This window comes from Streptomyces sp. NPDC056479, from assembly GCF_042795335.1.
Classification (GTDB): Bacteria; Actinomycetota; Actinomycetes; order Streptomycetales; family Streptomycetaceae; genus Streptomyces.
The window spans coordinates 1,186,943-1,205,962 of the sequence record NZ_JBHTRZ010000001.1; the positions used below are offsets into that span (position 1 = coordinate 1,186,943).

General features: G+C 73.0%; 12 protein-coding genes. 2 read left to right on the plus strand and 10 right to left on the minus strand.

The genetic code is table 11. The features are described from left to right. Window positions 1-14 precede the first annotated feature (14 nt). The 10 genes from ACFQ6S_RS05230 to ACFQ6S_RS05275 form a co-directional block, all read right to left on the minus strand. The gene (locus ACFQ6S_RS05230) at window positions 15-1,427 is read right to left on the minus strand and encodes an acyltransferase domain-containing protein (RefSeq protein ID WP_383403730.1); all 1,413 of its coding nucleotides are present in this window, start codon (window positions 1,425-1,427) and stop codon (window positions 15-17) included. A gap of 19 nt (window positions 1,428-1,446) precedes the next feature. Further along, window positions 1,447-2,175 carry a 4'-phosphopantetheinyl transferase family protein gene (locus ACFQ6S_RS05235; protein WP_383403733.1) on the minus strand — a complete coding sequence of 243 codons (729 nt, stop codon included), beginning with the start codon at window positions 2,173-2,175 and terminating at the stop codon, window positions 1,447-1,449. Next, window positions 2,172-3,554 carry a 3-deoxy-7-phosphoheptulonate synthase class II gene (locus ACFQ6S_RS05240; RefSeq protein WP_383403736.1) on the minus strand — a complete coding sequence of 461 codons (1,383 nt, stop codon included), beginning with the start codon at window positions 3,552-3,554 and terminating at the stop codon, window positions 2,172-2,174. The genes ACFQ6S_RS05235 and ACFQ6S_RS05240 overlap by 4 nt, the downstream gene beginning before the upstream one ends. Continuing rightward, window positions 3,551-5,431, minus strand: coding sequence for an anthranilate synthase family protein (locus ACFQ6S_RS05245; RefSeq protein WP_383403739.1), 1,881 nt, complete (start codon window positions 5,429-5,431; stop codon window positions 3,551-3,553). The genes ACFQ6S_RS05240 and ACFQ6S_RS05245 overlap by 4 nt, the downstream gene beginning before the upstream one ends. After that, window positions 5,428-6,096: an isochorismatase family protein gene (locus tag ACFQ6S_RS05250; protein ID WP_383403742.1), complete on the minus strand. Its 669-nt coding sequence runs from the start codon at window positions 6,094-6,096 to the stop codon at window positions 5,428-5,430. The genes ACFQ6S_RS05245 and ACFQ6S_RS05250 overlap by 4 nt, the downstream gene beginning before the upstream one ends. 228 nt (window positions 6,097-6,324) lie before the next feature. Further along, complete coding sequence (locus ACFQ6S_RS05255) at window positions 6,325-7,131, minus strand: 2,3-dihydro-2,3-dihydroxybenzoate dehydrogenase (RefSeq protein ID WP_383403745.1); 807 nt, start codon at window positions 7,129-7,131, stop codon at window positions 6,325-6,327. Further along, window positions 7,128-8,612, minus strand: a complete 1,485-nt coding sequence (locus ACFQ6S_RS05260; RefSeq protein ID WP_383403748.1) for an amidohydrolase family protein — start codon at window positions 8,610-8,612, stop codon at window positions 7,128-7,130. Before ACFQ6S_RS05260 ends, ACFQ6S_RS05255 begins: the two co-directional genes overlap by 4 nt. Further along, window positions 8,612-8,881 (minus strand): phosphopantetheine-binding protein, encoded by a 270-nt coding sequence (locus ACFQ6S_RS05265; protein ID WP_383403751.1) that lies wholly within the window; start codon window positions 8,879-8,881, stop codon window positions 8,612-8,614. The genes ACFQ6S_RS05260 and ACFQ6S_RS05265 overlap by 1 nt, the downstream gene beginning before the upstream one ends. 1 nt (window position 8,882) lies before the next feature. Next, window positions 8,883-10,502 (minus strand): (2,3-dihydroxybenzoyl)adenylate synthase, encoded by a 1,620-nt coding sequence (locus tag ACFQ6S_RS05270; protein ID WP_383403755.1) that lies wholly within the window; start codon window positions 10,500-10,502, stop codon window positions 8,883-8,885. A gap of 10 nt (window positions 10,503-10,512) precedes the next feature. Then, window positions 10,513-11,610, minus strand: a complete 1,098-nt coding sequence (locus ACFQ6S_RS05275; RefSeq protein WP_383403758.1) for a ketoacyl-ACP synthase III family protein — start codon at window positions 11,608-11,610, stop codon at window positions 10,513-10,515. 585 nt (window positions 11,611-12,195) lie between these two features. Between ACFQ6S_RS05275 and ACFQ6S_RS05280 the strand changes: the two genes are divergently transcribed. Both ACFQ6S_RS05280 and ACFQ6S_RS05285 read left to right on the plus strand, forming a co-directional pair. Further along, window positions 12,196-13,506: a phenylacetate--CoA ligase family protein gene (locus tag ACFQ6S_RS05280; protein ID WP_383403761.1), complete on the plus strand. Its 1,311-nt coding sequence runs from the start codon at window positions 12,196-12,198 to the stop codon at window positions 13,504-13,506. A 131-nt stretch (window positions 13,507-13,637) separates the two neighbouring features. Beyond that, complete coding sequence (locus ACFQ6S_RS05285; RefSeq protein WP_383403764.1) at window positions 13,638-18,773, plus strand: SDR family NAD(P)-dependent oxidoreductase; 5,136 nt, start codon at window positions 13,638-13,640, stop codon at window positions 18,771-18,773. Window positions 18,774-19,020 lie beyond the last annotated feature (247 nt).

Here is a 19,020-nt window from a genome sequence, read left to right on the forward strand (position 1 = left end):
GGGCGGCCGGGTGCTCATCGGGCAGCCGGACCCTGGGTGCGGGCGCCGCTCGTGACGCCGGAGGCCACGAAGTCGACGACCTTGCCGAAGGTGTCGTAGTCCGCCACGCGCAGTCCGCTCGGAGGCGCTCCGAGGCCGAAGCGGTCGCCGAGCCGGCTCAGCAGCTCGGTCTGCTTCACGGAGTCGACGCCGAGGTCCGCCTCCAGCAGCACGTCATCGGTGAAGACCTCCTGGGGATACTCCATCGCCTCGGCGTACAAGGCCCGCACGCGGTCCGCGAGTTCGTCGCGGTCGGCCGGGGCGGACGCGGCGCTCTGCGCGGCCTGGCCGGCCCGGACGACGTTCTCCGCCACCGGGTCCCCCTCGGCGACGGTCGCCGCCACCGCGGTGACCGGGGCGTCCGCAACTGCCGGGGCCCTGACCGGAAGGATGGCTGTGGCCCGGCTCAACGGGTCCCGCAGTGCGTCCACGCCCGCCGCGAGACCTGCCTCGTCGTCGCGGCCCGCGAGCGGCGCCACGGTGTGCACGCCCGGCAGGGCCGCCTCGGCCAGGCTGGTCAGCACCCGTCCGGCACCCGCCTCGACGAAGGTCCGCGCTCCGGCACCGTGCAGTGCGGTGAGGGCGGTGCGGAAGTCCACCGGCGTCACCAGGTGCAGGGCGAGCAGCTCGGCGAGGTCGTCGCCGTCGCGGTAGAAGCGGCCGAGGATCGGTGAGTACACCGGCACGGTCGTGTCCCGGCGCTCGAACGCGGCCAGGCGGGCGGCCAGTTCACGCCGGGCGCCCGCCAGCAGCGGGTTGTGGAAGGGATGCGGGGAGCGCAGGGGCGTCGCGGTGATGCCGAGCTGCCGGGCGATCGCCTCGGCGGTGCCGATGGCATCGGCGGGGCCCGACAGGACGGTCTGGTCCGTGGCGTTGTCGACGGCCACCACCAGACTGGCGTGGTCGATCAGGGCCACAAGGCGCTCGGCCCGCTCACGGTTGCAGCGCAGCGCGAGCATGGAGCCGCCCCTGCGGTCGTGGGCGCGTACGACGGAGATCCGCTCGCACAGCACCGCGGTGGCGTCGGCCAGCTCGTAGGCGCCCGCGCAGGTCAGCGCGGCCACCTCGCCCAGGCTGTGCCCCATGTGGACCGAGGGGCGCGCGCCGCTCCCGGTCAGCAGCCGGTGGGTGGCCACCGAGGTGGCGAAAATCGCCAACTGCAGGGTGTCCGGGGCCTGTTGGAGGAGCATGGCGGGACTGGGCGGGGAGGGTTGGAACAGCACCGAGGACACTTCATGGCCGAGTCGCTCCTTGGCGACCTCGTCCACCACCTCGAAGGTGTCCCGCACGGCGTCCGCGCCGCGCTCCCACAGCGCCGCGAGGGCACCGGCACGGTAGGCGCCCTGTCCGGGGAAGAGCGCGACAGTCAGATCCAGGTCTCGGTTCATGGGGAGACTCCCGTCGTCGTCAGACGCCCGATACGGCGATCGGTTCGTTCAGGCTGGTCGGATCCGTCAGGTCCATCAGGCGTACGTCGTCGGCCCGGCCGCCCTCGACGGCCAGGGCGAGGGTGTGCCCGGAGACCGGTCGCAGCAGCTCGAACCACCAGCCGGGGCGGCTGCCGCGCGGCTGCTGCGGGTCGTGCACGGTGATGTGCGGGGCGGTGCGCGGGGCGAAGGCGAAACTGTCGAAGTCGCGCCGCCCCCCGATGCCCAGGCCCTTGAGGTACGCCTCCTTGAGCACCCACAGCTCCCGGGTGCGGTCGGCGCGCTCGTCCGGGGGCAGGGCCGCCAGTTCGGCGCGTTCGGTGGGGGAGAAGAAGCGGGCGACATGGGCGGCGGACTCCTCGGGCAGCGGGCCCTCCACGTCCACGCCGCAGGCCGCGCCGTCGGTCACGGCGCAGACGACGAGGCCGTCCGTGTGCGACACGTTGAACCGCACGCCGTACCGGTCGGGTCGGGGCTCGGGCCGCCCGAACTCGTCCACCGGGAACCGCCAGCCGTCGCGGGGATGCCCCGTCCGCATGCTCAGCGCGTGCCGGCACAGCAGCCGTCCGGCGAGGAACTGCCGACGCCGGCGCGGCATCAGCATCCGTGCCATCCGGGCCCGTTCCTCCTCGTCGAGCAGCCGCTCGCCGCCCATGCCCTCGACGAAAGCGACCGCCGCCGGTTCGGGCAGCAGCCACAGGTCCGTCATCGCAGCGCCTCCTCGGCGCCCGGTGCGCCCGCGACGTCGAGGAGTTCGGCGACCCGGAACGCAAGGTCGAGCGACTGGTCCCGGTTCAGCCGCGGATCGCACAACGAGCGGTAGCGCTTGGGCAGGTCGGCGTAGCCGAGGCCGGCGCCGCCGCCGACGCACTCGGTCACGTCGTCGCCGGTCAGCTCCAGATGCACCCCGCCGGGGTGGGCGCCGAGGCCGCGCAGCACCTCGAAGAACCCGGTCAGTTCGTCGAGGACGTCGTCGAAGCGGCGGGTTTTGTGACCGCTCGGCGCGCCGATGGTGTTGCCGTGCATGGGGTCGCACACCCAGGCCACCGGCAGCCCCTCGGCCGTGACCTTCTCGACCAGGCCGGGCAGCACCTCCCGCACCTTCCCGGCGCCCATCCGGGCCACCAGGGTCAGCCGGCCCGGCTCGCCCTCGGGCGAGAGCCGCTCGATCAGGCCGAGCACGTCGTCGACGCCGGTGCCCGGGCCGACCTTGACGGCGATCGGGTTGCTGATCCGGGAGAAGAACTCCACGTGCGCGCCGTCGAGCCGGCGGGTGCGCTCACCGATCCACAGCAGATGCCCGGAGGTGGCGTACGGCCGTCCGGTGGCCGCGTCGACGCGGGTCAGCGCCGACTCGTAGTCCAGCAGCAGCCCCTCGTGGGACATGAACAGCTCGCCCGGCGTGTGCCAGCCGTCGCCGGTGCCGGTGAAGCCGCTGACCCGCTCGATCTCCTCGGTGAGCGCCTCGTGCCGCTCGCAGCCCGGTGAGGTGACGGTGAACTGCCTTAGGGCGATCCGTACTTGCTCGGGCCGGGCGTGCTCACCGGCGCCATACGCCCGTACCAGATTCAGGGTGGCGGCAGAGGTGTGGTAGACGCGGACCAGCCGGTGCGGGTCCGGGGTGCGGGCGGACGCCGTGAAGGGGTGCCCGTTGACCGCGTCGCCCCGGTACACCGGCAGTTCCACGCCGTCTCGCGTCTCGGTGTCCTTCGAGCGCGGCTTGGCGTACTGCCCGGCCATGCGGGCCAGCGTCACCACGGGCAGCGACATCACATACCCGAAGACGGTGGCCAGCTGCTGCAGCGTGCCCACCGTCCGGTTGATGGAGGAGGCGTTGACGGTGTCCAGGGCCTCGGCGCAGTCACCGCCCTGCACCAGGAACGCCTCGCCGCGCGCCACCGCGGCCAGCCGGCTCTTGAGCGTGTCGCACTCACGGGGCATCACCAGCGGCAGGCTCGCCGAGAGCGTGGCGACCGCGGCGTCCAGCGCGGCGGCGTCCGGCCAGGCCGGCTGCTGACCGGCCGGGAGCGAGCGCCAGGCGGTGTGCACCGGGTGCTGTTCGGCGGGCAGTTCGAGCAGGGGGGTCACGCCGTCAGCTCCGCTCGGTGAGGTGCCGGCGTCAGGGCGCCGGCGACCAGGTCGTCCAGGATGGAAGCGCCGCGCAGCGTCATCACCGACTCGGGATGGAACTGCACGGAGGTGAAACCGGGGCCGCGCAGCGCGTGCACCTCGCCGGTCGCCGGGTCGCGGGCGACCTCGACCAGGTCCCGGGCGAGCGGGCTGTCCAGCAGCGCGCCGCCGCTGTACGCGGCGAACGTGTTGTAGAAGTAGACCGGCTCGGCGGTGCCGAACAGATCGACCGTGCGCCGCACTCCCTGGTTCGGGACGTCCAGCCTGCGCACCTCGAGCCCGAGCAGCGAGCACAGCACCTGGTGGCTCAGGCACACCGACACGAACGGGATCCGCAGGTTGAGCAGGCTGCCGGTGACCGCCCGCAGATGCGCGATCTTGGGGTGGTCCGTATCGCACGGGTCGCCGGGGCCAGGGCCGAGCAGCACCAGGTCGTACCCGGTCAGGCGGTACGGCTCGTCGTAGCGGCGGATCGTCACATCGTGGCCGAGGCTGCGCAGTTGCAGCGCGCCCATCGCGGTGAACGTGTCCTCCGCGTCGATGATGAGCACCTTGTCCCGGGTGGCCGGCCGGACCGGCGCCGGGGCGAGCCAGAACTCGGACAGCGGTGCGTTGCGCGCGGCGAGCGCGGCCCGCACCCGCGGGTGCTCTCCCAGGCCGGCCGGGCGGCGCCGCTCGGCGACCCGGTCCAGGGCGGCCAGCAGACCCGCCGCCTTCGCCCGCGTCTCGGCGGCCTCCTGGACGGGGTCGGAGTCGCGCACCAGCGTCGCGCCGACGCCGATCCGCACCCGGCCCGCCGCGTCGACGTCCGCCGTCCTGATCATGATCGCCGAGTCCATGCGCCGCCGCCCCCGGTCGTCCCGGCCGATCAGGGCCGCGACACCGGAGTAGTAACTCCGGCCGCTGGGCTCGAACTTGGCGATGACCCGGCAGGCGCTCTGCACCGGGCTGCCGGTCACCGTCGGGGCGAGCAGTGTCTCCCGCAGGATCTCGCGCACGTCCCGGCCGCTGTGGCCGGTGATGCGGTACTCGGTGTGGGCGAGGTGGGCCATCTCCGTGAGCTGCGGCCCCGCCACGTGCGCGTCGTCGCACACGCGGCTCATCATCTTCAGCTCCTCGTCGAGGACCATGTACAGCTCGTTGGTCTCCTTGCCGTCGGCGAGGAAGTCCAGCACGGAGGTGACGGTCGGCCCGCCGTCCGGATAGCGGTAGGTGCCGCTGATCGGGGTCATCACGGCGACGCCGTCGTCGAGGCTGACATGCCGCTCCGGGCTGGCCCCGATGAAGGTGCGACTGCCGGTGTGGATCAGGAACGTCCAGTACGCGCCGGGCTCGCCGCGCAGCAGCCGGCCCCAGAACGCCAGTGCTGTACGCGCCGACCAGCCGGGGATCTCGGTGACGTAGGTGCGCTTGAGGACGAAGTTGGCGCCGGAGCCGTGCCCGATCTCATCGGCGAGGACGCGGCGCACCAGCTCCCCGTACGCCTCGTCGTCGAGGTCGAAACGGCCCTCGTCGGTGGCGACGGGCCAGGCCAGGACGGTGTCGAGCACCTCGTCGACGGGCAGCAGCGCTTGTTCGCGCACCGGCATCGCGAGCACCGGCTCGCCGTCGTCGTGGTGGTCGTAGCCGCGTTCGCCGATCACCCGGTACGGCAGCACGGCGAGGACCTCGTGGGTACCGGGATCCCCGAAGTCGGGCACCGGCAGCTGCTCGATCCCCCCGACTTCGGAGAACTCGCCCAGCAACAGGTCGACATGGCCTCTCACGCCGCTCTCGGGCCGGTGCAGCAGCGCGAACGGCTGCCCGCCCGCGGCCAGTTCCTCCAGGGACGTCATGACCGGTCTCCCACCGCTGCGGGGGCCGCCGCCGGAAGGGCCTGGAGCACCGCCGCGGTCGGCAGGACCACGGCGCACCGGGACGCGGCGTACTCCAGCGCCATCCGGTGGTACGCGGGCGTGAAGTCGGCGACCGCGTCGGACACCACGAACGGCTGGACGCCGTGCGCGAAGGCGTCGCAGGCGGTGAGCAGGATGCCGACGTGGGCGTACACCCCGCAGATGATCAGCTGGTCGCGGCCCTGCTCACGGAGCAGTTCGAGCAGCGGGGTGTGATGGAAGGCGCTGGCCCGCCACTTGGTGAGGACCGTGTCGCGCTCACCGGGCGCGAGGGCGTCGGGGATGCCGCTGTCCTCCGGGGCCGACGACATGCCGGGACCCCAGAAGTCGGCCAGCAGACCGCGCTGCGGGGGCGTCATGTCGCCGGGCTGTGCCGAGTAGAGGACGGGCACGCCGAGGCCGGTGCAGCGCTCGCGCAGCACCTGGACGTGGGCGACCAGATCCGCGTGCGGCTGCGCGCCGGATCGGAAGGGAGCGAGGAAGTAGTGCTGCATGTCGTGCACCAGCAGCGCCGCCCGGTCGGGGTCGACGCTCCAGGACACGGTGTTGGACGGCAGCTCGGCGGGCCGGGGCATCGGATACGGGTCGATCGGTGCGATCGCCACGTCGGGTTCCTTTCCTGGTCGGATGACGGACGGCAACGGTCCCCGGGGCTCGGGAACACCGACCGCGCGCCGGTGAGGGCGCCCGGGACCGTGGGGGAGTGTCGGTCCCGGGCACCCTCCGGCCCGGACCTGGAGGAGGGGTCCGGTCGGGCGGCCCGACGAAGGGCCGGTCCTGGAGGGGAGTTGGTCTGGTGAGGTGGGCCGGCGCCCGGTCCACGGGATCCGCTGTCAGACGCCCAGCGCCGCGCCGCCGTCCACGGTCAGGTCCTGCAGGGTGATGTGGTCGGACCGCTCGGAGAGCAGGAACAGGACCGCGTCGGCGATGTGGGCGGGTTCGGCGATCCGGCCCAGGGGGATGCCGACCCGGTAGGCCTCCGGCACTCCGTTCACCGAGGCCCGTTCGGCGGCGTCGCCCTGCAGCGCGGTCAGCATCGGGGTGCGAGTCGATCCCGGGGCGACGGTGTTGCAGCGGATCCCGTGCCGGGCCAGCTCCAGGCCGAGGCACTTGGTGAACATCAGCGAGGCCGCCTTGGAGGCGGCGTACGCCGCCATCGAAGTCCGGGGGGTGAGGGCCGCGTTGGAGGCGATCGTGACGATGGACCCCCGCCCGCGCGGGATCATGAGCCGGGCCACCGCCCGGCTGACGCGGAACACTCCGCCCGCGTTGACCGCCAGCGTGGCGTCCCACTCCTCGTCGCTCAGCTCGGGCGCCGGGCCGCTGCGCAGTATTCCGGCGCCGTTGACCAGGTAGGCGATCGGGCCCAGTTCGGCCTCGACCTTGGCGATCGCGGTGTCCACGTCGACGCTGTCCGTGACGTCCACCGGGAGTGCCAGCACGCCCCCGTGGGATCCGCCGAGATCGTCCGCCAGCTCCCACAGCGGCACGGGCTCCCGGTCCAGCAGCGCGACGGGGACTCCGGCGGCCACCAGGGCGGTGGCCACCGCGGCGCCGATGCCGCCGGCCGCCCCGGTCACCACGGCGGCCCCGGACCATTCCGTGCCGGGCGCCTTGTCCGCCGTGTCGGAAGCGGTCATCGGCCCACCCTCCCCAGTACGGCGTCGACCGCCTCGGCGGGTACGCGCAGGGCGCGCGTGGTGAAGCCGCGCAGTGCCTCCAGATAGCGGTCCCGCAGGGCCGCCTCGTCCACCTCGACGCCCCTGCCGTTCGCCACCAGGGTGCGGCCGCCGACGATCACCGTGTCCACGTCGGCGGAGCCGCCCAGCCACAGGAAGCTCTCCAGCGGCCGCGGATTGAGCACATAGCGCCAGTCGTCGGTGCGGACCAGCAGCAGATCGGCCTGCATGCCGGGCTCCAGGCTGCCGACGGCGTCCTCCCAGCACAGCCCCTTGGCCGCGATCCTGGTGGACATGGCGAGCGCGTCGGTGGGCAGCACCTCGGTCGGGTCGGCGCTCATCTCGTTGTACATCTGCCACGCCGCGCGCATCGTCTCGGCCATGCCGGCACCCGGCAGCGCGGCCGCGTCGGTGGACAGCGACACATCCAGACCTGCCCGGCGCAGTGCCGGCACCACACCGGTCTCGGTCAGCGAGGACTCGCCGGAGGGGCCGTACTTGCCGGGGGAGTGGCTGATGTGCGCCCGTGTGGCGAGCATCAGCTTCTGCTCGTGCTCGTCCAGGAAGGCGGCGTGCCCGGCCATCAGCCGGTCGCCCACCAGGCCGACCTCCTCCAGCCGGCGCAGCCCGGTCTCGCCGTAGTACGTGCGCATCGCTTCGACCTCGTTGCGCAACGCACCCACGTGCGTGGCGAACGGCAGGTCGTGCCGTACGACCAGATCGGCCATGCCGCGCGCCAGCTCGTCGGTCATGTTGGTGACGTAGGAGATGTTCGGGCGGCACCGGATCCGGCCCGTGGTGTCCGTGGCGACCGCGCCCAGCAGCGACTCGAAGCCGGCCAGGACCGTGTCGGCGTCACGGGTGCGCACGTAACGGGAGCGGTCCGGCGGGCAGACGGCGTCGCTCGCCCAGGTGCTCGCGGAGAAACGGAGACCGATGCGGCGGGCGGCGGCGACCATGGACAGCGGCCGGTTGAGCGAGCCCATGTCGCCGAGGGTCGTCACCCCGCCGCGCAACTGGATCCACATCGAGTACTCGGCGATGGCCTGCGCCTCGTCCGGCGTCATCGCCTCGATCAGGCCGTCGAAGCGGTCGAAGGTGCCGGAGATCTGGTGCATGTCGCCGCCGCCGGCCATGAAGGCGGCCTGGTCGCCTCGGTCGGAGGCCGGGCGGAGTGCGCCGCGCATGGTGAAGCCCATCGCGAACATCTCGTGCCAGTGCGCGTTCACGAAGCCGGGCAGCACCATCATCCGGCCGGCGTCGAAGGTGCGCAGCTGCGACCGGAGGGCCGGAGCGAGCGCGGCGACGCTCTGCTCGACGTGCGCGGCCGGGCCCACGGCAGCGACCTTGTCGTCCACGATGAGGACCGCGCCACGCTCGTGCACGGACTCCTGCGGATCGGCGGTGTAGACGGTGCCGCCGGTGATCAGCAGTGCGCTCATCACGCGGCCCCGGGGTCGGTCGGGGCGGACGCGGCCAGCGAACCGAAGTGGGCGGACCAGCCGCTCAACGTCGGCGCGGCGACCAGGGCGTCGAACTGCACCGGGATGCCGGCCTTGCGCCAGCGGCTGACCAGCCGCATGATCTCCAGCGAACTCAGCCCGAGCAGCACCAGGTTGGCGTCCGGCTCGATCCGGCCGGGCTCGATGCCCAGCACGGGCGCGACGATCGCGCGCAGCTCGCGTTCGGTCGGGATCGGAGAGGTGTCCACGTCAGCCTTCCTGCTCGGACGCGGCGTGTGCGGCCAGCGCCTTCTTGTCGACTTTGCCGAGAGGGGTCAGGGGGAGTTCGGGCACATAGCGCACGAGGTCGGGCAGCTTGTAGTCGGCCACGCCCTGCGCGTGCACGGCCTGCTTGAGTTCGGCGAGGGACACCTTGGGGCCCTCGGCGACGAGAAAGGCGCAGATCCGCTCGCCCAGGAACTCGTCGGGCACGCCGATCACGGCCACCGCGGCGACGCCGGGGTGGGCGAGCAGCAGGTCCTCGACCTCGCCCGCGGCGATCTTGTCCCCGCCGCGGATGATCGTCTCCTTGATCCGGCCCTCGATGACGAGGTCACCGTCCTCGGTGAGCCGGGCCAGATCACCGCTGCGGTAGAAGCCGTCCTCGGTGAACGCGCGCCGGTTGTGCTCGGGCGTCCGGAAGTAGCCGCGCAGGGTGTACGGACCGCGGGTGATCAGCTCGCCGATCCGGCCGGGCGGCAGCGGCCTGCCGTCCTCGTCGACGATCAGCAGCTCGTCGGCGTTCGAGACCGGCTTGCCCTGAGTGGTGAGCACCGACTCCGCCGGATCGTCCGGCCGGCTGAAGGTGAGCAGACCCTCGGCCATGCCGAACACCTGCTGCAGCCGCGCACCCAGTGTCGGCTCGATCCGGGAGGTGAACTCGCGGGTCATCCGTGCCCCGCCGACCTGCACCAGGCGCAGGCTGGACAGATCGTCCTCGGCCCACTCGGCGGCCTCCAGCCACAGCGCCATGATCGAGGGCACCATCGCTGTGACGCTGGCCCGGTGCCGCTCGATCAGCGGGAAGCAGTCCAGCGGATTGGGGGTGTCGGCGAGGACCGCGGTGCCGCCGGTGAGAAACGTGCCGATCAGGCCGGGGCAGCCGAAGGCGAAGTTGAACTCGATGGGCAGGACGGCGAGATATACGTCGTCCTCGCTGAGCTCGCACACGGCGGCCGCGCGCTGCGACATGTAGAGGTAGTCGTCGTGGGTACGGGGGATCAGCTTGGGCAGGGCCGTGGTTCCGCCGGACAGCAGGAAGAACGCCACGTCCGCGGGGTCCGGTTCGGGCAGCGGGCGCGGGTCCGGGGCGGCCGCCTCCAGCTCGGCGACCGAGACGAACCCGTCCGTCTTCGCGCCCAGCACGAACAGGGAGCTGAGCGTGCCGGTCTCGGCCCTGACCTGCCGGGCCAGTTCGCGGTAGTCGTGGCCGCGGTGCGTCTCCGGCACCAAGTAGCCGACCGCTCCGCTCAGTTGCACCAGATGAGTGATCTCGGTGGCCCGGTGCGCCGGCAGCGAGAAGACCAGCTTCACGCCGAGCCGCATCAGTGCGAACGCGATCGCCATGAACTCCGGCACGTTGGGCAGCTGGACCACGATGCGGTCGCCGGCGCGAAGGCCGTGCGCGGCGAAGCCGGCCGCCAACCGGTCCGCCCAGCGGTCGAGTTCGACGTAGCTGATCCGGCGATCGCCGTGGATCAGCGCGGTCCGGTCGCCGTACCGCCGCGCGGCCTCGCGCAGCATCGTGCCGAGCGTGTCGCCGCGCCAGATGCCCTGGTCGCGGTAGCGCTGTGCGACGTCCTCGGGCCAGGGGGTGAATCCGTCGAGCATGTCATCGCTCCTAGTCGGATTCGGTGGCGGAGGAGGACTGGGCCGTGGACGAGGAGTCGGTGCTGGTCGAGGACCGGGTGGTGTACGCGGACTCGGTGATGCGGACCACGGCGGCGCCGGCCTCCATGCCGGTGCTCGCGCCGATCAGCAGGACGTGGTCGCCGGGCTTGACCTGACCGGTGCGCCACACGTGCTCCAGGCCCAGGAAGAGGTCGGCGGCGCCGGTGTGCCCGACGGTGCTGACGTACTCCCAGACCGTCTGGTGCTCGGGCACGTCGAGCGGCAGCAGGAACATCGCCTCCAGGGCGGGCCGGCCGAAGCCGACGTGGCACACCTTGGCGATCTGATCCCACGTCACATCGGCCTGCTTGAGCGTGCGTTCGGCGATCTCCGCGACCCGGTCGCCGAAGTTCTTGATGGGCGGGGCCTGACCGGCCGCCCACTGCTCACGGACCTTCTCGGCGCGTTCGGCGAAGTTCAGCCCGCGGCCGCGCGTGACACCGGGCGGGAAGAGTTCCTCGCCGGCGCGGTGCAGGATCTCCATGGAGGAGTCGGACAGCGAGTCCAGGGCGAGCAGCTCGGCGAAGCCGGACCGGCGTGAGAGGACCACGGCCGAGCCCGCGTCGGCCAGCACGAACAGGCCCGAGGCGCGCCAGCGTTCCACGCCGGGGGTGGAGTAGTTGTCGCCCGTGGTGATCAGCGCGGCGTCATGCGTCGGGTTGGCGGTCAGACGGTTGGCGGCGATCTCCAGCGAGGCCAGCATGCCGAGGCAGCCCTGCTTGATCTCGACGGCGGGCACCGGCCGGTCGACCGTGTTGTTGAGGATGTAGTGCACCGCCGACCAGCCGTCGGGGCCCTGGTGGTGGGTGTAGCTGTGCAGCAGGATGCCGATGTCGTCCGGGCCGTGCCCGGAGTCGGCCAGTGCGGCCCTGGCCGCGTCGATCGCCAACTGCGGGGCCGGCGTCGACTCGCTCACGGCGGCCGACCGCATGCCGGAGGCCTGCCGCGCCTCCTCGTCGTACAGTCCCTCGGCGACCGCGCGCTCGGCCGGGACCAACGGCGGCAGATGGCTGCCGATCCCGGCGAGATACAGGTTCGCAGTCCTCATCGAGCCGACTCCTTCGTGTCCTGGTGCGTGTCCTGGTGCGTGTGCTCGTGACGCGTGGCGGCGCGGCCGTGCGGGGAAGTGCCCCGGGGCCGCGGCGATCCGGGCCGGTCCGGGCGGCTGATCCGGACTGAGGCAACCCTGGACAGAGCGGGTGCGTCAGTGTCGGGGACATGTCGTGCTGAGGTGCGGCGTACGCTCCGGTGCTTCGGCGGCAAGCACAGCACCAGGGCCACCCGGTCTCATGAGTGGGCGGCACTCAAGCCCCACGGCCCGCCCGTCCCCGAAGTGGGGAGCGTCCAGCGGTGAGCACCGGTGGAGCACCAGGTATGGACGGGGTAAGTGCCGCCCCGGATGGCCTAATTGAGTGGCGACTACTCGCGCCGCGGTCCTGGCCGAATTGCTGTGCTAATGCCCGTGCAGCCGCCGCGTGAGGTCCCCCGCGCGGCCGGGGCCTGTCTTCCCGGAGCTGTCCGGACCACAAGACAGCACCGGGCGAACGCCGGTGAGCGGGGTGCGCGCCACGGCCCCGCCGCTCCGGGCTGATCCATGAGACAGGCCCCAGGGGCACACACGAGGGAGATGTGAATGTCGCGCTCGCGTCCGGAACCCGGTGACTGGTCGACCCCCGCCGAATTGGCCGAACTGCAGCGGTCCCAGCTGCCGAGGATCCTCGCCCAGGCCCTGCGGTCGCCCTTCTACGCGGCCCGCTACGAGGGCGTCGCGCCGCCCCGCACGGCGGACGACTTCGCCGGCATAGCGCTGACCACCAAGCAGGACCTGCGCGACCAGTACCCGTTCGGGATGCTCGCCGTCGAACGCGAGCAACTCGCCACCTACCACGAGTCCAGCGGCACCGCCGGCGAGCCCACCGCCTCGTACTACACGGAGGAGGACTGGACCGACCTCGCCGAGCGGTACGCCCGCAAGTGGGTCGGCATCGAGCCCTCCGACACCTTCCTCGTCCGCACTCCCTACGGCCTGGTCATCACCGGCCATCTCGCACAGGCGGCGGGTCGGCTGCGCGGCGCGACCGTCGTGCCCGGCGACGCCCGCTCGCTGGCCACGCCGCTCTCGCGCATGGTGCGCGTCCTGAAGACCCTCGACGTGACGCTCACCTGGTGCAACCCGACCGAGATCACCATGCTGGCGGCGGCCGCCAAGGCGGCGGGGCTGCGCCCGGAGAAGGACTTCCCCGCCCTGCGCGCCATGTTCACCGCCGCGGAGCCGCTGACCGAGGTCCGCCGACGGCGGCTCAGCGAGATCTGGGGCGGGATCCCGGTCGTCGAGGAATACGGTTCCACGGAGACCGGCACCATCGCCGGGCAGTGTCCCGAGGGCCGGATGCACCTGTGGGCCGACCGCGCGATCTTCGAGGTGTACGACCCCGAGACGGGTGTGCTCTCGGACTCCGGCCGCGGCCAGATGGTGGTCACTCCGCTGTACCGCGACGCCATGCCGTTGCTGCGCTACAACCTCGCCGACGAGGTCGAGGTGTCCACCGACGCGTGCTCCTGCGGCTGGCTGCTGCCGACGGTCACGGTGCTCGGCCGGGCGGGCGCGGAACACACCGTGGGCTCCGCCGTCGTGACCCAGCAGAGGCTGGAAGAGCTGGTGTTCAGCCTTCCGGCGGAGTACGAGGTGATGTTCTGGCGGGCCATGGCGCACTCCGACCTACTGCGCCTGGAGTTCGAGGCGCCGGATGCGGTGCGCGAGCAGGCCGCCAAGGAGCTCGGCGCCGCCCTCGAGCGCGAACTGGGCGTCCCGCACCGGATCACCGGCCTGCCCCTGGGCACGCTCGTCCCGACGGAGGCGCTGACCGCGCGGCGCGACATCCTCAAGGCCCGCTACCTGTTCGCCGAGGGCGAGGACTGGGACAAGGCGGTCATGTACTTCTGACGCGCGCCGCGCACTCCCAGAGACCAGGACCTTCCCTTCCCCTCTCGTCCCTCTCGCGCCCGATGGCCGTGCGCGAGACAACTCCCCACGTCGTCTCCCGAGATCGGCATCGAACCGTGAGCGGTGACTCCATGAGTGAGCTGTCCCCCTTGTCCCCCAGCTCGTCCCCCGACCCGTCCGAGCCGATCGCGGTCGTCGGCCTCGGCTGCCGCTTCGCCGGCGGCGCCGACTCCCCACAGGCACTGTGGGAGCTGCTGATGGACGCCCAGGACGCGTCCGGGCCGATACCGGAGGACCGGTGGGCACCGCAGCGCACGCAGTCCCGCGAGAACGCCGCCGTCCTGACCCGCGTAACCGCGCGCGGATCGTTCCTCGACGACATCTCCGGATTCGACGCCGCGTTCTTCGGCATCTCGGCGACCGAGGCGCGTCAGCTGGACCCGCAGCAGCGCATCGCACTGGAGGTCGCCTGGGAGGCCCTGGAGCACGCCGGCATCCCGCCCACCTCCCTCGCCGGCACCGACACCGGTGTCTTCATCGGTGTCGGCACCGACGACTACGGCCGCCGCCTGCTGGAGGACCTGCCCGGCGTCGAGGCGTGGACCGGGATCGGCTCCTCGCTGTGCGGTGTGCCCAACCGCATCTCCTACACCCTCGACCTGCGCGGCCCGTCCCTCGCCGTCGACACCGCCTGCTCGTCCTCGCTCGTCGCCGTGCACCAGGCGTGCGCGAGCCTGCGCAGCGGCGAGGTGCCGGTGGCGCTCGCCGGCGGTGTGATGCTCATGGCGGGCCCCGGCCTGACGACCGTCCTCGACATGGCGGGCGCGATCTCACCCGACGGCCGCTCCAAGGCCTTCGACGAGGCCGCCGACGGCTACGGACGCGGTGAGGGCTGCGGCGTCGTCGTACTCAAGCGCCTCTCCGACGCCGTGCGCGACGGGGACCGCGTCCTCGCCCTGATCCGCGGCAGCGCCGTCCACCAGGACGGCCGTACCGAAGGCATCATGGCGCCCAGCCCCACCGCGCAGGCCCATCTGCTGCGCAAGGCCTACGAGGCGGCGGGCATCGCCCCGCACGAGGTCGACTACGTCGAGGCGCACGGCACCGGCACCCGGGTCGGCGACCCCATCGAGGCGACGGCCCTCGCCGAGGTCGTCGGCGACCGTCCCGAGGGCGGCCGGCCGTGCCTGATCGGCTCCGTGAAGACCAACATCGGGCACTGCGAGGCGGCCGCCGGCATCGCCGGCCTCATCAAGACCGCGCTCGCCATGGAGCACGGTGTCATCCCGCCGACCCTGTCCGTCAGCGGCCCGCGCCGCGACATCCCCTGGGACACGTCCGGGCTGAGCCTGGTCACCGAGCCCACCGAGTGGCCCGCGTCCGGCCGCCCGCGCCTCGCGGGTGTGGCCAGCTACGGGTACGGCGGCACCATCGCGCACGTCGTACTGGAGCAGGCACCTCCCGCGCCGGACACCGCCGGATCCGCGAGCGCCGAGCCCGACGGCCCGACCCTCTACCCTCTGTCCTCGGCCACCGGCGCCGGCATCGTCGGACAGGCCGGGCGCCTCGCCGAGACGCTCGAGGGGCACGCGCTCGCCGACGTCGGACACACCCTCGCCCACCGTCGCGCCCACCTCGGCGCCCGCGCCGCGGTCATCGCCTCCGGCCGGCACGAACTCGCCGAAGGACTCGCCGCACTGGCCGCGGACGAGCCGCACCCGAACGTCGTCACCGGCGAGGCCGCGGGCCCGGTCGCCGGCCCCGTGTGGGTGTTCTCCGGCCATGGCGCGCAGTGGGCGGGCATGGGCCGCGAACTGCTCGACCAGGAGCCGGTGTTCGCCGCGGCGATCGACCGGCTCGGGCCCATCTACACCGAGGAGATGGGCATCACGCCGCGCCAGGTGCTCACCAGCGGCGAGCTCGACTCGGTGGACGTCATCCAGTCCATGCTCTTCGCCGTGCAGATCGGTCTGGCCGCGGTCTGGCGCCGCTACGGCGTGCGGCCGGGCGCGATCATCGGGCACTCCGTCGGCGAGATCGCCGCCGCGGTCACCGCGGGGGTGCTGAGCGAGGAGGACGGCGCGCGGCTCATCTGCCGCCGCTCCGTGCTGCTGCGCAAGGTCGCAGGCAAGGGCGCCATGATCATGGTGGACCGGCCGTTCGACGAGGTGCGCGACCGCATCGGCGCGACCGACACGCTGTGCGCGGCCATCGCCGCCGCCCCTTCGTCCACGGTCGTCGCCGGTGACATCCCGGCCGTCGACGAGGCCGCCGAGCAGTGGGCCGAACTGGGCTGGACCGTCCGCCGGATCGACTCCGACGTGGCCTTCCACAGCCCGCACATGGACGAGGCCGCGGCCGACCTCGCGGTCGCCGTCGCCGAACTGGAGCCGCGCACGCCGGACGTGCCGGTCTACCTCACCGCCGTCGACGACCCGCGCTGCGGCCGCCGCCAGGACGCGAGCTACTGGGCGGCCAACCTGCGCAACCCGGTCCGCTTCCACCAGGCCGTCCAGGCCGCCGTCGAGGACGGCCACCGGCTGTTCCTGGAGATCTCCGCGCACCCGGTGGTCGGGCACTCCATCAACGAGGTCGTCTCCCACGTGCCCGGCGCCCTCGTCACCCCCAGCCTGCGCCGCCGCCGGCCCGAACGGTCCACGCTGCTGACCTCGTTGGCGCGGCTGCACTGCAACGGCGTCCCGGTCGAGTGGTCGGTCCTGCAGCCGGTCGGCCGCCGTGCCGATCTGCCGACGACCGGGTGGCAGCACGACCGGCACTGGGTCGAGGCACCCGTCGGCGTCCAGCCGCCGGTGGACACGCTGCTCGGCTCCGAGACGGCGGTGCACGGCTCGAACACCCGTGTCTGGCAGACCACGCTCGACCTGCGCACCCGTCCCTATCCACGCCGGCACCCCGTCCTCGGCACGGAGATCGTGCCGGCCGCGGTGCTGATCAACACCTTCCTCACCGCTGGTCACACCGACGAACTGAACGACGTACGGCTGCGCCAGCCGGTCGTGGTGCCGCAGACGGAGACGCGCGAGGTGCAGATCGTGCGCGAGGGCACGGCGCTGCGGCTCGTCTCGCGCCGCCTCGGCGCACCGGACACGGCATGGGCCACGCACACCCTGGCCGCCGTCGGCGCGGCGGAAGCGGTGGAGCCCGTCACCGCGGAGGGCTCCGAGGTGCTCGACACCGGACACGTCGTCGACCGGCTCGCCGAACTCGGCGTGGCGGACATGGGATACCCCTGGACGATCGACGAACTCCGGCGCGGCGAGGGCACCTTGACCGCCGTCGCGAGCGCCCCCCTCGACCGCAGCTGGGCGGCAATCCTGGACGCCGCGCTGTCCATGGCGTCGGTGATCTTCCCCGGGCCTGCCATGCTGCGCATGCCCGCGCACATCGACCAGGTCACGCGTGCCGGGGCGCCACCGCGCCGGGCGGCCATCGCCGTACGGCTGGACGCGGACCGTCCCACGACCGTGCACGTCGACATCCGCGGCGAGGGCGACGACGCCGGCTCGCTGCTGTGCCTGCGCGGGCTGCACTACGGCGAGCTGGACGGCGATCTGTCGGACGAGGACCTGGGCGCCGGGCGCTTCGAAGTGGCCTGGCAGGACTTCCCGGTGGACGCGGAGGCGCAGACCACGCTGACCGGCCGCACGGTGCTGGTGCTCGGGCCGACCGAACTGGCCCGTTCCCTGGTGCCCGAGGCCGCGGCGCACGGTGCGACCGTGAGCGTCGACCGGACGTCACTCGCCGACGCCGAGCACGTCCTGTTCGCACCGGGCGTTACGAACGGCGCAGAGGTGGCCCAACCGGCCGACGTGGCGGTCGAGTTCGCCCGGCTCGTCGCCGAGGTCGGAGCGCTGCCGGGCCGCAAGCCGCTGTTGTGGTGCCTGACGAGCGGGGTGCGCGAGGCGGTCTCGGCCGGCGCGCTCGCGCAGGCGCCGCTGTGGGGCATGGGCCGCGTCGCCGCGAGCGAACACCCCGAGTTCTGGGGCGGTGTCGTCGACCTCTCGACGGGACCGCTCGGCGAGCGCAGCGCCCGGCTGCTGCTCAACCTGCTGCACCTCAGGCCCGCGGAGCCGGTGGTCGCCGTCGCCGAGGAGGGCGTCCGCGTGCCGCGGCTCATGCCCGCCGAACTCGCCCTGGACGGCGAGCCGTTCACCTGCCGGCCCGAGGGCACGTACCTGATCACCGGTGGTCTCGGTGTGCTCGGACTGGAGCTCGCCGGGCACCTGGCCGAGCGCGGCGCGCGCCGCATCGTGCTGCTGGGCCGCACGCCCGTGCCGCCGCGGGCCCAGTGGTCGGACGACGACCCGCGGGTGGAGGCGCTACGGCGTCTGGAGGCGGCCGGCGTCACCGTCCGCACCGTCGCGGCCGACATCACCGACCCGGTGGCGACCAGGGCGGCGCTCGACGCGCTCGACCTGCCGCCCGTCCGGGGCGTCGTGCACGCCGCCGGCACCGTGCACAGCGCCCTGATGCACCGGCTGGCCGCCGACGACCTGCGTGCGGTGATGCGTCCCAAGGCCGACGGCGCGCTGGTCCTGCACGAGCTGTTCCCGCCAGGCTCCACGGACTTCTTCGTGCTGTTCTCGTCCGCGGGGCCGCTGCTCGGACTGCCCGGCCAGGGCGCGTACGCCGCCGCGAACACGTTCCTCGACGTGCTGGCCGCGCACCGGCGCAGCACCGGGCACCGGGAGACGGTTTCCCTCGCCTGGACCAGCTGGCGCGGCCTCGGCATGGCGACCTCGGCCGAGGCGACCGACGTCGAACTCGCCGCCCGCGGCACCACCGACATCGCGCCCGAGCACGCGCTGCGCGCCTTCGACCAGACGGTCGCGCACCCGTCGAGCGGACTGGTGGCCGTGCTCGGCCTGCGGCACGGGCACACCGGTCCGCGGCCCGCGCTGCTGGCCGAACTCGCCCGCGGCGACGCCGCGGAGCCGGCCGAAGTGCCGGACTGGGTCGGCCTGTCCGGTGACGAGCTGGTCACCTACCTGCTCGATGAGGTCCGGGCCCGGGTCGCCTCCGTACTGGGCGTCCAGCCCGCTGCCGTCGGTCTGCACCGGCCCCTCACCGAGGCCGGGGTCGACTCGCTGCTCGCCACGGCGGTGCGCGTCGCGCTCGAACGCGACCTGGGCATCGCCCTGCCGGCGACCCTGCTGTGGAACTACCCCACGGTGAGCGAGATCGTGGGCTACCTGACCTCCGCGCTCGCCGACGACCACGCCGAGCAGGAGCAGCCCACGGCATAGCCGTACGGGCCTCGCGGAGCACGGCGCGCAGCTGCCGCCGTCCTCGCCACCGTCGACCGGGTGCGGCCGGTCCGGGCGAGGACGGCGGCCGACGTGTGTCCGGGGGCGGCGCACGCGCGCCGGCCGTCGTGCACGACCGTCGACAACGGATTGGGGGGGTGGGGGGGGTGGAGGGGTGGGGGAAAACCACCACGCCCTGGTGAGTGGTGTTCCCTAGGACGTAGCCGGGTCTGCGTCCCTACTGCAA